This window comes from Halomonas sp. 5021 (assembly GCF_036663435.1).
GTDB lineage: Bacteria > Pseudomonadota > Gammaproteobacteria > Pseudomonadales > Halomonadaceae > Vreelandella > Vreelandella janggokensis.
Map to the genome: position 1 here is coordinate 1 of NZ_JAXOVU010000001.1, position 13,942 is coordinate 13,942.

The 13,942-nt window shown below is 57.2% G+C and carries 10 protein-coding genes; 7 read left to right on the top strand and 3 right to left on the bottom strand.

Features of this window, described 5'->3' with window-relative positions; genetic code table 11:
- The first annotated feature begins 444 nt into the window (after positions 1–444).
- Positions 445–1,161 carry a histidine utilization repressor gene (hutC, locus tag R3F64_RS00005; RefSeq protein ID WP_332609017.1) on the top strand — a complete coding sequence of 239 codons (717 nt, stop codon included), beginning with the start codon at positions 445–447 and terminating at the stop codon, positions 1,159–1,161.
- Between the two features lie 47 nt (positions 1,162–1,208).
- Here hutC and R3F64_RS00010 read toward each other — a convergent pair whose 3' ends face one another.
- Complete coding sequence (locus R3F64_RS00010) at positions 1,209–2,531, bottom strand: YjiH family protein (protein ID WP_332609019.1); 1,323 nt, start codon at positions 2,529–2,531, stop codon at positions 1,209–1,211.
- 309 nt (positions 2,532–2,840) lie between these two features.
- Here R3F64_RS00010 and hutI point away from each other — a divergent pair, with 309 nt between their 5' ends.
- From hutI to R3F64_RS00035, 5 genes are all read left to right on the top strand, one after another.
- On the top strand, positions 2,841–4,055 hold the full coding sequence (hutI, locus tag R3F64_RS00015; protein ID WP_332609021.1) for an imidazolonepropionase: 1,215 nt from the start codon (positions 2,841–2,843) through the stop codon (positions 4,053–4,055).
- Positions 4,045–5,007: a formimidoylglutamase gene (hutG, locus tag R3F64_RS00020; RefSeq protein ID WP_332609023.1), complete on the top strand. Its 963-nt coding sequence runs from the start codon at positions 4,045–4,047 to the stop codon at positions 5,005–5,007. Before hutI ends, hutG begins: the two co-directional genes overlap by 11 nt.
- A gap of 54 nt (positions 5,008–5,061) precedes the next feature.
- On the top strand, positions 5,062–6,741 hold the full coding sequence (hutU, locus tag R3F64_RS00025; RefSeq protein ID WP_332609024.1) for a urocanate hydratase: 1,680 nt from the start codon (positions 5,062–5,064) through the stop codon (positions 6,739–6,741).
- Between the two features lie 14 nt (positions 6,742–6,755).
- On the top strand, positions 6,756–8,291 hold the full coding sequence (gene hutH / locus R3F64_RS00030; RefSeq protein ID WP_264823347.1) for a histidine ammonia-lyase: 1,536 nt from the start codon (positions 6,756–6,758) through the stop codon (positions 8,289–8,291).
- 75 nt (positions 8,292–8,366) lie between these two features.
- Positions 8,367–9,713 (top strand): Na+/H+ antiporter family protein, encoded by a 1,347-nt coding sequence (locus R3F64_RS00035; RefSeq protein ID WP_085919015.1) that lies wholly within the window; start codon positions 8,367–8,369, stop codon positions 9,711–9,713.
- A gap of 221 nt (positions 9,714–9,934) precedes the next feature.
- Here R3F64_RS00035 and R3F64_RS00040 read toward each other — a convergent pair whose 3' ends face one another.
- Positions 9,935–10,519, bottom strand: a complete 585-nt coding sequence (locus tag R3F64_RS00040) for an exopolysaccharide biosynthesis protein (protein WP_085919014.1) — start codon at positions 10,517–10,519, stop codon at positions 9,935–9,937.
- A 213-nt stretch (positions 10,520–10,732) separates the two neighbouring features.
- On the bottom strand, positions 10,733–12,685 hold the full coding sequence (locus R3F64_RS00045; RefSeq protein WP_332609029.1) for a diguanylate cyclase: 1,953 nt from the start codon (positions 12,683–12,685) through the stop codon (positions 10,733–10,735).
- 199 nt (positions 12,686–12,884) lie between these two features.
- Here R3F64_RS00045 and R3F64_RS00050 point away from each other — a divergent pair, with 199 nt between their 5' ends.
- Entirely contained in the window at positions 12,885–13,856 is a 972-nt protein-coding gene (locus tag R3F64_RS00050; RefSeq protein ID WP_332609031.1) for a GlxA family transcriptional regulator, read from the top strand.
- Positions 13,857–13,942 lie beyond the last annotated feature (86 nt).

Here is a 13,942-nt window from a genome sequence, read left to right on the forward strand (position 1 = left end):
CCATACCTACCGCTGTTGTGGAGTCCCTATTCTGGCCCAGCTCAGGAGACAAATTCCACACCCAACGTCGAAGAGCCGAATTATTCGATGTGTGAGCTTTTTGTATGCCTGGCTAACAAATAGTTATAGACATTCCACCCATAATTCTTGTGTTTAGTTCATACATAAGGACTTTAATGGAAATAGTGTCAGATGATTCTTTCTTAACAGATATAAAGCTTTTTAAGCGTGACTCGATTTCGCGATCGGCGTTGTGGCGGCGACTGGAGGAGAGGAACGTGCCTCCAGGCAGCAGAGTTGAACCTTGCGCGATAAAGGTTATTGGTAGAGGTTCACAGCTTCACATCACTGGTATGCCTAAAAACGCGAGAAAGCGTTTGTAACTTTGCTTTAACGTGTAAACTATATGTATATACATTGATGGCAGTGAAAAAAGGTGCTTTTATGGCTAGCTCTTCTCCTCTCTACCAGCAGATACAGAAGCATCTGCTGGACAAAATAAAAAGCAACGAATGGCCATCGCACCATCAGATCCCACCAGAAGAGAAGTTGGCACGTGATTTCAATGTCAGCCGCATGACCGCTAACAAAGCGATCCGTGATTTGGTGCAGAAAGGGTATCTGACGCGCCAGCCAGGGCTCGGTACCTTCGTGACCGACCGCAAGGCCGAGTCATCGCTGGTCGAGGTGTACAACATCGCTGAGGAGGTGCGTTTACGTGGACACCGCTATGGCAACCAAGTGTTGATCTGCGAAGCCATTGAGGCCGATGACGAGGTGGCGTTGCGCCTGGGGGTCAGGCTTGGTAGCCGCGTCTTTCATACCTTGATCGTGCATCTGGAGGATGAGGTGCCGATTCAGCTGGAGAAGCGCTACGTCAATCCACGCTGGGTGCCAGACTATCTAGATGCCGACTTCACCACTCACACTCCCAATGAGGTGTTGGTGGCCGCCTGCCCCATCACCGATGTCGAACACATCGTTGAGGCGATTCTGCCCGAAGCACAGGCTGCCGAATGGCTGAGTATTGATACGGCTAGCCCCTGTCTCAGCATGATTCGGCGCACCTGGTCTGGTGAGCAACTGATCAGCTACGCGCGGCTGCTCCATCCTGGGGAGCGGTATAAGCTGCGTTCATCAATGCATCGAGAGCTGAGCTGACCCCGCGGGTAGCCAAGACCAACGCCAATGCAAGTTTGACGGTGGACTCAGCCAGTTAGTGTCTGCACCAAATAACCGGTAGGCACCGCCAGCAACAGGCTCAGCGACACGCGGATGAACCACACGATCAGCATCTTTCCCACCGTCAGCGGGACGCTGGTTGAGAGAATACAGGGGATGGAGGCCGAGAAGAACAGGACGGTGGAGACCGACACCACTCCCGCGGCGAAGCGAGCGGCGAACTCGGCCTCAGCCATCAACAGCGCCGGTAGGAACATCTCGGCAAGCCCGGCAGCAGAAGCCTGAGCCAGCATTGCGGCGTCCTCCAACCCCCACACGGCCACGAATGGGTAGAACACCCAGCCCAGCCATTCGAACAGCGGCGTGTACTTGGCAGCCAACAACCCTAGCAGGCCCACCGACATAATCGACGGCAGGATGCTGATTGCCATCACCAACCCTTCCTTGAAATTAAGCGCCACGCTGCGATGTAGGCTTGGTGCTTTGGCTGCCACCTCCAGCCCGACTTGCCAGGCGGTAACCAGCCGCTTACCGGGTTCAGCCTCCGGTTCGCCATCCTCAACACTGTCATCCATGCGCGAAAGTGGCGGGAAGCGGACGGTGACCGCGGTGACGATGAAGGTGATCAGGAGGGTCAGCCAGAAGTAGAGGTTCCACACCGCCATCAAATCGAGGGTCTTGGCGACGATGATCATGAAGGTGGCCGAGACCGTGGAAAAGCCAGTGGCGATGATAGCCGCTTCTCTGGCGGAGTACTGCCCCGCCTGATAGACCCGGTTGGTGATCAGCAGTCCGATGGAGTAACTGCCGACGAAAGAGGCCACCGCATCGATGGCACTGCGCCCCGGTGTGCGCCAGATGGGGCGCATCACCGGTTGGATCAGCACGCCGATCAGCTCCAGTAGCCCGAAGCTGATCAGCAGGGCCAAGAAGATGGCGCCGATGGGCACGATCAGACCTACTGGAATCACCAGCTTGTCGAACAGAAAAGGCAGTATATCGGGCTCGTGTAGAAAGGCGGGTCCCCAGCCTGTCAGTGCCATTAGTGCCGCGATGACCCCGAGCAGTTTTAGCACCGTGAATAGGCGTTCTGTGAGGTTGCGGTTCCAGTAACCTCGGACCAGCGGGTAGGCAGCACCCGCCACGATCAGCGCCAGCGCATAGAGTCCGCTGGCATCACCCAATAGGCGGCGGGCGCCGGTCACCATGTGATCAAGCAGAATCGTGCTGTGTCCATTGATTTCGACCGGAACGAAGAAGATCAAGATACCCAGGGCACTGGGCAGGAAGAGCTTGAGGATGGTGATGCGGCTGGCCCGCTGTTGGGGGTTGTCGCTTGGGGGTTGCATGGCACACCTCTTGATGGTGATGGCGGAAGGAAACATTCTGCTTGTTAATGTATATACATAATTTACGCCCCAGATCTTATCCGAGCCACTCTTTGTGATTAGACATTGGTCTAATTAAAGAGTGGTTTTTATCATCTTTCAGCTCGACGATTTATAAATAAACAATTGAAAAATATATAAAATTTTTTATTTTCAATGTTTTTTCTATCCAGCAGATACACCTTTGAACGATATTCAGGGGGTGACTCGGCGCGTCTTCGGAGCTAGTCTAATTGTATATACATAACATGCCTTATCCGAGGAGGTTCCATGTCTAACACCGAAAAGCGTCGTTTGTGGCGCGACGTCAGTGTCTTCGACGGTCTCCACACCCTGCCGGAGCCCATGGCCGTGATTACTCAGGGTGGTCGCATCGTCTCTCTGGTTGCCATGCATGACTTCGTTGAGCATCAGGCTGAAGGCTGTGACGAGATGGGGCGTGGCGGAGTCATGACCCCTGGCCTGGTGGACTGTCACACCCATCTAGTGTTCGGCGGTTCCCGTGCAGACGAGTTCGAGGCGCGCCTGGAGGGAGTTGGCTACGAAGAGATTGCCCGCCGCGGAGGCGGCATTCTAAGCACCGTGTCGGCCACTCGCGATGCTAGCGAGCAGGCGTTGTTCGAACTGGCTAAGCCGCGCCTTGAAGCATTAATTGCCGATGGTGTCACCACCGTGGAGATCAAGTCCGGTTATGGACTGACGGTCAAAGACGAACTGAAGATGCTGCGAGTGGCGCGCCGCCTCGGTGAGGCACTGCCGGTGCGTGTGGAGACGACACTGCTTGGCGCGCATGCGGTGCCGCCAGAATTCGAGAATGACAGCGACGGTTATATCGACCTGGTGTGCCAGGAAATGATCCCGGCTGCAGCAAAGGAAGGCTTGGCCGATGCCGTTGACGTGTTCTGCGAGAAGATCGCCTTCTCGGTGGCCCAATGCGAGCGGGTGTTCGAGGCGGCTGAGGCCCATGGCCTGCCAATCAAGGCCCATGTCGAGCAACTCTCCAATCTGGGCGGCACCGCCATGGCGGCCCGCCACGGGGCGCTCTCCGCCGACCATATCGAGTACCTCGATGCGGCTGGGATTGCGGCCATGCGGCAGGCCGGTAGCGTCGCCGTGATCCTGCCGGGGGCTTTCCATACTTTGCGTGAGACCCAGCAGCCGCCCATCGCAGCACTGCGCGAGGCCGGCGTGCCCATGGCCGTGGCCACCGACGCTAATCCGGGCAGCTCGCCGCTGTTCATGCCGACCCTGATGCTCAACCTGGTCTGTACCCTGTTCCGCCTGACGCCTCAAGAAGCCCTGGCCGGCATGACCGCCCATGGCGCTTCCGCTCTTGGTCTCAAGGGCGAGGGGCGGATCGAGGAGGGTGCCCGCGCCGACCTGTGTGTCTGGGACATCGATACCCCGGCTGCGCTGGCTTATGCCGTCCAACCAGGACGCCTGCGTCAGCGGCTGTTCCAGGGAGAACTGACTCATGCCATCTGATACTCCGCTCGAAAACGCTATCGACATGACGCCCTGGAAAGGACGCACCGATCCCGAGCCCCATAGCGAGCGCTGGCACCAAAAAGTTCAGCCACTGAATGGAAGTGGCGCCTCGGGCTGTGCGTTGCTGGGCTTTGCGTGCGATGCGGGAGTGGCGCGCAACCAGGGCCGTGTGGGTGCTGCCGAGGGACCCGCCGCATTGCGCCAGGCACTAGCTCCGCTAGCTTGGCACCGTTGCGGTCCAGCCTATGATGCCGGTGACGTGCGCTGTAAAGGCGACGCCATGGAAGATGCCCAGCAAGTCCTGGCTGATCGTCTGAAACCATTGCTCGACGCTGGCCACCGACCCATCGTGCTAGGCGGCGGCCACGAGATCGCCTATGCCAGCTGGACGGGGCTCGCCCAACACCTGGCAGGTCGAGGCGAGACCGCGCCGCGAGTCGGCATCATCAACTTCGATGCCCACTTCGATCTACGCGACCCGGCTCACGTACGCTCCTCCGGCACGCCGTTCTCGCAGATCGCCGACGACAGTCAACAGCGAGGTTGGCCGTTTCGCTACGCCTGCTTGGGCGTGAGTCGGGCCGCTAATACCCGGGCGCTGTTCAACCGAGCGACCGAACTCGGCGTGCTGGTCCGCGAAGACCGGGACTTCGACACGCGTTACCTCAATGCCATCCAACGTGACTTGGAACGGTTCATCGCCCGTTGCGACCACCTCTACCTGACCATCGATCTGGACGTGCTGCCTGCCGCCGAAGCGCCTGGGGTGAGTGCCCCGGCTGCTCGTGGCGTCTCGCTTGCCCTGATCGAGCCGCTGATTGAGCGCATTCGAGACAGCGGCAAGCTGCGCCTGGCCGACCTGGCGGAGCTCAACCCCGGCCATGACATCGATAGCCGCACCGCCAGGGTGGCGGCTCGCCTAGTGCATCTGCTGACCCTGAATGATTAAGCGCTTAAGGCTCAACGTTCCTGATTACGAACATCACCCTCAGAGGAAGACACCATGACGATGCACGACAATCGCCACGACCCCTCCCGCAAGATCGCCGCTCCCACTGGTACTGAGCGCAGCTGTAAAAGTTGGCTCACCGAGGCACCGCTGCGCATGTTGATGAATAACCTGCACCCTGACGTGGCCGAGCGGCCCGAGGATCTGGTGGTGTATGGCGGTATTGGCCGCGCCGCCCGTGACTGGGAATGCTATGACAAAATTGTTGATACGCTCCAGCGCCTGGAGGACACCCAGACCTTGATAGTGCAGTCCGGCAAGCCAGTCGGTGTATTTGAAACCCATAAAGACGCCCCGCGGGTACTCATTGCTAACTCTAACCTGGTACCCGCCTGGGCCAACTGGGAGCACTTCAACGAGTTGGATCGTAAAGGCTTGATGATGTATGGACAGATGACCGCAGGTTCGTGGATCTACATCGGTTCTCAGGGCATTGTCCAAGGCACCTACGAAACCTTTGTCGAGGCAGGTCGCCAGCACTTCGATGGCGAACTGAAAGGGCGCTGGATACTGACTGCTGGCCTTGGCGGTATGGGCGGTGCGCAACCGCTTGCGGCTACTTTGGCTGGTGCCTGTTCGCTCAACATCGAGTGCCAGCAAACCAGTCTCGACTTTCGCCTGCGTACCCGCTATCTGGACGAGCAGGCGGAGGATCTTGACGACGCCCTGGCATGCATCGAGCGCTATACCGCCGAGGGTAAGGCGATCTCCATCGGCCTGTGTGCCAACGCTGCTGATGTGCTCCCGGAGCTTGTCAAACGTGGCGTCAGGCCCGACATGGTCACCGATCAGACCAGCGCTCATGACCCGCTGCATGGCTATCTGCCAGCAGGCTGGACCTGGGAAGAGTACGTCGCCCGCGGAAAACGCGAGCCACAAGCCACCGTCAAGGCTGCCAAGCAGTCCATGGCAGTGCATGTCCGGGCGATGCTCGACTTCCAGAAGATGGGTGTGCCGACCTTCGACTACGGCAACAACATCCGCCAGATGGCGATGGAAGAGGGTGTTGAGAATGCCTTTGATTTCCCCGGTTTCGTGCCAGCCTACATTCGCCCGCTGTTCTGCCAGGGCATCGGCCCCTTCCGTTGGGCGGCGCTGTCCGGCGACCCTGAAGACATCTACAAGACCGACAAGAAGGTGAAGGAGCTAATTCCCGACGATCCGCACCTGCACAACTGGCTCGATATGGCGCGCGAGCGCATCAGCTTTCAGGGCCTGCCAGCTCGCATCTGCTGGGTGGGTCTCAAGGATCGTGCTCGTCTCGGCCAGGCATTCAACGAGATGGTCGCCAATGGCGAGCTAAAGGCGCCGGTGGTGATCGGTCGTGACCACCTGGACTCTGGCTCGGTGGCCAGCCCCAACCGCGAGACCGAGTCGATGATGGACGGTTCCGACGCTGTCTCCGACTGGCCACTTCTCAATGCCCTGCTCAACACCGCTGGCGGTGCCACTTGGGTCTCACTGCACCACGGCGGTGGCGTGGGCATGGGTTACTCCCAGCATGCCGGTGTGGTGATCGTCGCCGACGGCACCGACGACGCCCACGCCCGCCTGGGCCGCGTGCTGCGCAACGACCCGGCGACCGGTGTCATGCGCCACGCCGATGCAGGCTACGAGATCGCTAAAGAGAGCGCCCGCGAGCACGGCCTCGACCTGCCGATGCTGGACAAATAACAGGAGATTTACTGATGACCCATCTCGAGATTCAACCCGGCAAGATGACGCTGGCTCAGGTGCGCTGCGTCTTTGAGGGGCATGTGCCGGTCAGGCTCTCGGAAAGCGCCAACGCCGATATCCATAAAAGCGTGGATTGTGTTAACCGGGTGGTCGCTGAGAACCGGACTGTCTACGGCATCAATACGGGCTTTGGACTGTTGGCCCAGACCCGTATTGCCAACGAGGATCTTGAGGCGCTGCAGCGCTCGCTGGTACTTTCCCACGCCACCGGTGTCGGCGCGCCAATGGACGACGCCCTGGTGCGACTGATCATGGTGCTCAAGGTCAATAGCCTGGCCCGCGGCTATTCTGGTATCCGTCGCGAAGTACTTGATGCCCTCATTGCACTCATCAACGCTGAAGTTTATCCACATATTCCGTTGAAGGGCTCAGTAGGCGCCTCTGGGGACCTGGCGCCGTTGGCGCACATGAGTGTCGTACTACTCGGCGAAGGCAAGGCGCGCTATCGGGGGGAGTGGCTCTCCGCCAAGGAGGCGCTGAAGGTGGCAGGGCTAGCCCCGATGGAGCTGGCACCCAAGGAAGGTCTGGCGCTGCTCAACGGTACCCAGGTTTCCACCGCCTATGCGCTGCGCGGCTTGTTCGATGCCGAGGATTTGTTCGCTGCGGCTACTGTGTGTGGTTCGTTGACGGTTGAGGCCACTCTTGGGTCGCGCTCGCCCTTTGACGCGCGTATTCACGAGGTACGTGGCCAGCGTGGTCAGATCGACGCCGCGGCAGCCTATCGTCACCTGCTCGGCGATGGCAGTGCCATTGGCGATTCTCATGCTGACTGCGACAAAGTTCAAGATCCATACTCTTTGCGCTGCCAGCCCCAGGTGATGGGGGCAGCACTGACCCAGATTCGTCATGTTGCCGAAGTGTTGGCAGCCGAAGTCAACGCTGTCTCAGATAACCCGCTGGTGTTTGCTGAGAGTGGCGACATCCTTTCCGGGGGCAACTTCCACGCTGAACCGGTTGCCATGGTCGCCGATAACCTGGCGCTGGCCATCGCTGAGATCGGCTCGCTGAGCGAGCGTCGCATCTCGTTGATGATGGACAAGCACATGTCCCAACTGCCACCTTTCCTGGTTGAAAAAGGCGGCGTTAACTCCGGGTTCATGATCGCCCAGGTGACGGCGGCAGCCCTCGCCAGCGAGAACAAAGCACTTGCGCACCCTCACAGCGTTGACAGCCTGCCAACTTCAGCCAACCAGGAGGACCATGTCTCCATGGCGCCGGCGGCTGGCAAACGACTATGGGAAATGGCCGACAACGTGCGAGGCATCCTTGCCATTGAGTGGCTCTCTGCCTGCCAGGGGCTCGACATGCGTCACGGCTTGAAGAGCACTGAGATGCTAGAGCAGGCCAGAAAGCTGCTACGCGACCGGGTTAGCCACTACGATCAGGACCGCTTCTTCGCGCCTGATATAGAAGCTGCCAGCGACTTGCTAGCGTCCAGAACGCTGAGTCACTTGCTCTGCTCTGGCATCCTGCCAAGTCAACACTAACTAGCATCTCCCTCCCCGCGGCTACAGGCTTCGGGGATTACCGCATTCAATTCCAACGACAAGAGTAGCTTTTTTATGAATGCTATCGTTTTGGCCATTTTGGTGATGGTCAGTCTCAGTCTTGCCCGAGTTTCCGTCGTCTTTGCTCTCATTGTCGCGACATTGGTAGGTGGCCTCTATGCTGGCATGCCAATCAACGACATTCTCAATGCCTTTAACGACGGCCTTGGAAACGGTGCTACCGTGGCGCTGGCTTATGCAGTGTTGGGGGCTTTTGCTGTCGCGCTCTCTCGTTCGGGGATTACAGAAGTCATGGCCAATCGGGCTATTCGCCGCTTTCATATCAACGAAACGGGTAGTAGTCGGCGCATGGTGACTTTTACTTTGCTGGCGGCTCTGCTGGCAGCTGCGGTCAGCTCTCAGAACCTTATTCCAGTGCATATTGCGTTCATTCCTGTGCTGGTGCCGCCGTTACTGAAGCTGATGAACCATCTGCAGCTCGACCGCCGACTTGTTGCCTGCGTGATTACGTTCGGCATTACCGCCCCCTACATGCTACTGCCAGTAGGGTTCGGCGCTATCTTCCTCAATGACATTCTGCTCACCAATCTCAACGAAAGCGGTGCCGAATTAGGGCTGGAAGTAACACGCCAGATGGTGCCCATGGCCATGGTGATTCCCATCGGCGGCATGGCATTAGGCCTTGCTGTGGCCGCGTTGTTTAGCTATCGCAAGGGCCGTGACTACGAAGATCGCGATTTGGCGCATGGCGAAGAGTCCCCCGCCGAGGCGGCCCAGCACCTCAAACTCTGGCAGAAGGTGGTATTGGCTATCTCGCTTGTTGGCACGGTAGCAGTGCAGTTGTACACCGGTTCGATGGTGCTCGGCGGTATCTTCGGTTTTGCTCTGCTGTCGCTGAGTGGTGTTTTTCGCTGGCATGAGCAGGATGGCATCTTCACTGAAGGTATGCGCATGATGGCTTTGGTGGGCTTCATCATGATTACCGCGGCTGGCTTTGCCAGCGTCATGCAGGCAAGCGGTGAAGTTGAAGCATTGGTGAGTAGTTCCACTGACATCATCGGTGACAACAAGGGGCTGGCGGCGTTGGTCATGCTGTTAGTGGGGCTTTTCATCACCATGGGCATTGGTTCGTCATTCTCGACGATCCCTATCATCGCATCTCTTTATGTACCGCTTGCCCTCAACTTCGGCTTCTCGCCCCTGGCGACCGTAGCCCTTGTGGGAACCGCCGCAGCCCTGGGGGATGCCGGTTCTCCAGCATCAGATTCAACGCTAGGCCCAACCGCCGGTCTCAATGCCGACGGCCAGCACGATCACATCTGGGACAGCGTGGTACCGACCTTTATCCACTACAACATCCCACTCATTGTCTTTGGCTGGGTCGCTGCGATGATGTTGTGAAACTATCGTGACTTCTGCAGCAGCGATCCTGCTGGCGATGGAATAGAAGAGCCGGGGCTGGTGATCCAGCCCTGGTTATGGCTCTGAATCAGAAACAGGGAGAAATGGCGATAGCAGTGAGTCAGGGCAGCACTATGTCGGATGGGTTAGGTGTTTCACTTGCTTATTGATAACGCCCGGTTGCGAATATTCTGAGACTCTCCACTCATGTCGAAGAGCCGTCACAGAATGTTGGCAACGATAAGTATGAGAGTTGCGCTGAATGCCCCAAGAGCCAGCAGTACCAACAAGCCGTCATGCACGACGAGTGCCAGTCCTAGCGCCAATAACGCCAGACCAGCGGCCGAAGATGAAAATGGCACCAGCTCCATAAATGGCATGCAAAGTCCGACGACGATGCATAGTGAGGCAATCCCATAGCTACCGCCGTTACGAACCAGAAATGTTAACCTCGGTTTGAGAACGCGGTCGATGCTGCGTGCAGGCTTGTTGAGCCAATGGAGCGCTTTTTGAAGCTTGCGGCGCTCGATGGAACGGTTGAGGATAAAGTGTGGCAACCAGAACTGTTTTCGGCCGATGAGCATCTGTACGGCGATTAGCAGCACGAATGACCCCATGAAGATGGACATGCCGGGTAAACCGCTTAGCGGCGAAAACAGCGTGATACCAATCAGCATCAGCAGCGGCCCAAAAGAACGCCTGCCAATCGACTCGACAACCATCCCGACTGAGACCTGGTCGTTGTCGTGCGTCGATTGACTAACTCGGTCGATTAGTTGTTCAAGGCTTTGCAGTGGTTGGGTCATCAAAGGTTTCCATTCCATGTAGAAGTCAAGCGCCCGACGCACTGCTTCGGGTGACTAAAAGTGTATGAGAAGCTGGGACCACTTTACTGATCGCAGAATTCCCCTGACCCTCAAGATAATCTGGCCTCAAAGCAAATTAAGCTGTCGCTAGCAAAACGTCATCGGGAAGAATTGATGGCTGAACGGGAGGGCGAATCATTCAAAACTCAGTCATTACCTCTCTTGAAGAACAATACGATTCCGGCCCGCAGCTTTAGCTTCGTAGAGGCCGTTGTCGGCGCGTTTGATAGCGGCCTTTAAGCTCATTTCGCCACTGGCGACGTGCGTCACGCCGAAGGAAGCGGTGATGGCAATGGTAATCGGTACGTCGTCTTGCTCAAGGGGCACTTGAGTCTGCTCCACGGCAACTCGAATGCGCTCTGCCACTTGCCACGCTTTCTCCAACGGAGTGTCAGGCAGCAAGATGGCGAATTCTTCGCCGCCTACACGGCACAGAAGATCTTCATGGCGCAGCAATTCTTTAATGACATCGGTAAAGCGTTTAAGCACTTCATCGCCGGCGTCGTGACCGTATTCGTCGTTGATGCGCTTGAAATGATCAATATCAATGGCGATGAGAGAGATAGGCGTCTGGTGCCTTGAGGCACGTGATATCTCGGCGCTGGCCTGCGCTTGTAAGTAGCGCCGATTGTAGACGCCGGTTAACGGATCCGTCATGGCCTGGGCGCGGAGCTTTTCTTCCAGTTGCTTGCGCTCGGTAATGTCAAAGACGGTGGCGTTTGAGTACTTGAAACGATCTTTTTCCAGATACCCGACGGCTTGAATGACCACTTGGCGCTCCTGGCTATCGGTGGCTATCAGTGTGCATTCTGCCTCGCCCTGGCGGCCTGCTTTTACGTCCTGAAAGGCGGCATCAAAAGCGGACAGTGAATCTGGCGAAATAAAGTCGCGATAGCAACGCTTGCCGATAACATCGCGGGTTAAGCTCAGCCAGTCGAGTTCGGTCTGGTTCATTTTAAGGATCACGCCATCGGCGTTCAGTGAATGGTAACCACAGGGGGCGTTTTCGTACAGATTGCTGACTTCGTTGGCTTGCTGCTGTGCCTGGCGGCGCAGCTTGCGCTGTTGGTGACTGCTAATTGACCAATAGATGCCCAGCGCCACCGCCGTGGAGTAGGTGAGCAATAAAAACCAGACAACGATGGCTTCATCTTGCAGCAGCGACTTCCAGGTGGGGGTGGGTAGGCTAACCCCCAATACCCAGGGGAGGGTGTCGTCCTGGCTGAAAATGCGTCCTGTTAGCCCCTCGTAGGCTTCGCTACGTATATCCAAACGCTGAAAACGTAATAAATGGTTGCCAAGGGTGAATGCCCCTTTGTCTTGCTCGGTCACAGGTTGCCATGGTTCGGCGGCCAGTTCGGCGTAATTGTCACCAAACCTGATCATCGGCAGGCGCTGGCTGCCTTCCGTGAGAAGCCAACCGCCCTGGGCATCCGCCAATAGAACGCCCGCGTCGGGATCAATGAGCATGGCCTGTTGGACGGCCTTGGTGAGGTGCTGCCAGTTAAGGCTCAACAGGACCATCCCCTGGCGTTCGCCTTGATCGTCAAAAATAGGGGTGGCGACATTGACGACCGGGACCACTTCACCACTGAATAGCTCGTATTGGAGGTTGTGACCGGGTGGGGAGATGTAGAGATCACGGGCAGACAGCTTACTGGCGGCTTTGAAATAATCGGTACTGGCATGACGATGGTCTGCAAAGCGAGGGTCGGAGGTAATCCCGACCGGGGCACGCAGGACTTCGTTGCCCTGATTATCGATCAGTATAAGCTTGGTGTAGCGCGGGTAGTGTTCGATCAGCGTCGATAAAAAACCAGTCAACTGCGCCGACGTCGAATTGTCGACGTCTTCGTCGATCTCGCCTGTCATGTGAGCCTTGATGACCGGTATCTCGGTAACTGCGAGCGCGTAACTGAGCGTCTCGTTAATATCGCGTAACAGGGTATCTTTGCCCACCTGCATAATGGCGCGAGTTTCTGCACGGATGCTTTCCTGGCGGGTTTCCAGGTGCACACGCAGTACCGGCCATAGTGTGGCGGTGACCAACATCAACGGTAAGGTTACGGCCATCAAGAGGCGCGCGTAAAGGCGCTGTCGAGTCAATTGTGATTCCTGTGATTATTTTAAAGAGCTATCGTCTTTAATATATAAAGTATACGTCAAGGGCCGATAATCTGATATGCGAGAAAGCCAGCATGCCGGGGCTATTTAATCGTTTGCCAATCGTTGCGGAAGAAACGTCAAATGGCCGATAAATCGCTTTTCTTTCCAGTGTTTAAATGTACTGAACGTGAGCATTGTTATGCGTCTTAGTTACCATGGCCCGACACCCGAAATGGTAGGGTTTTTATTGTTGCCACAGTTTTCCATGATGGCTTTTTTTGCGGCAGTCGAGCCACTGCGTATCGCTAATCGCATTGCCAGCCGCCCACTGTTCGACTGGACCTTGATTAGTGCGGATGGCGGGCCAGTAACGGCGTCCAACGGCATGACGCTCATGGCAGACCAAGCAACCCGAGAGGTGCATCACTTGCCATCCCTGGCGGTATGCAGTGGTTTTACGCCCGAGGCGCATCTCACTCGGCCGTTAATGGCGTGGCTTCACCAGTTGGATCAGGCGGGCTGCTGTTTGGGCGGCATTGATACCGGCGCGTTTCTGCTCGCCGCCACCGGGTTGTTGAAACGCGAACGGGTGGCGCTGCACTGGGAGAGTCTGCCGGCTTTTCGCGAACGCTTTCCGGGTATTGATACCACCGATGAACTTTATGAGCTTGGCGAGCGGCGTTTTTCCTGTGCGGGTGGGGCGGCGGCGATGGATATGGCGCTGGAGGTAATCGCGCGACGGCATGGCGCGAAGCTGGCCATCGATGTTTCCGAGCAGCTTATTCATGACCGGATTCGTACCCGCAGCGACCAGCAGCGCATGGCACTTGTCAAGCGGTTAGGTACCCACAACCGGCGCGTGGTCGAGGCGGTGGCGCTGATGGAGCAGAACCTTGAAGAGCCGCTCACCCTTGAAGAGGTGGCAAGCCGAGTAGAGGTGTCGGTGCGTCAGCTACAGCGACTGTTTGAACAGGAACTGGAGGCCACCCCGCGACAGTGGTATTTGCAGTTGCGTATTAAACGCGCAAGGCGACTGCTGGCTGAGACCGATTTAGCCGTCTTGGCGGTGGCCGTGGCCTGCGGGTTTAGTTCGTCGTCGAGCTTTGCGCGTGCGTTCCGCACTTATTACGGCGTTTCGCCACGGCAGGTACGTTATTCAGACACAGAATAAAGACGCCAAACGCTTGAAAGTCGCTTAATGATTAATAAATGTCGCCTAGTGGTTAGTAGTGGAATGGAAGCCGCGCATACTGACGG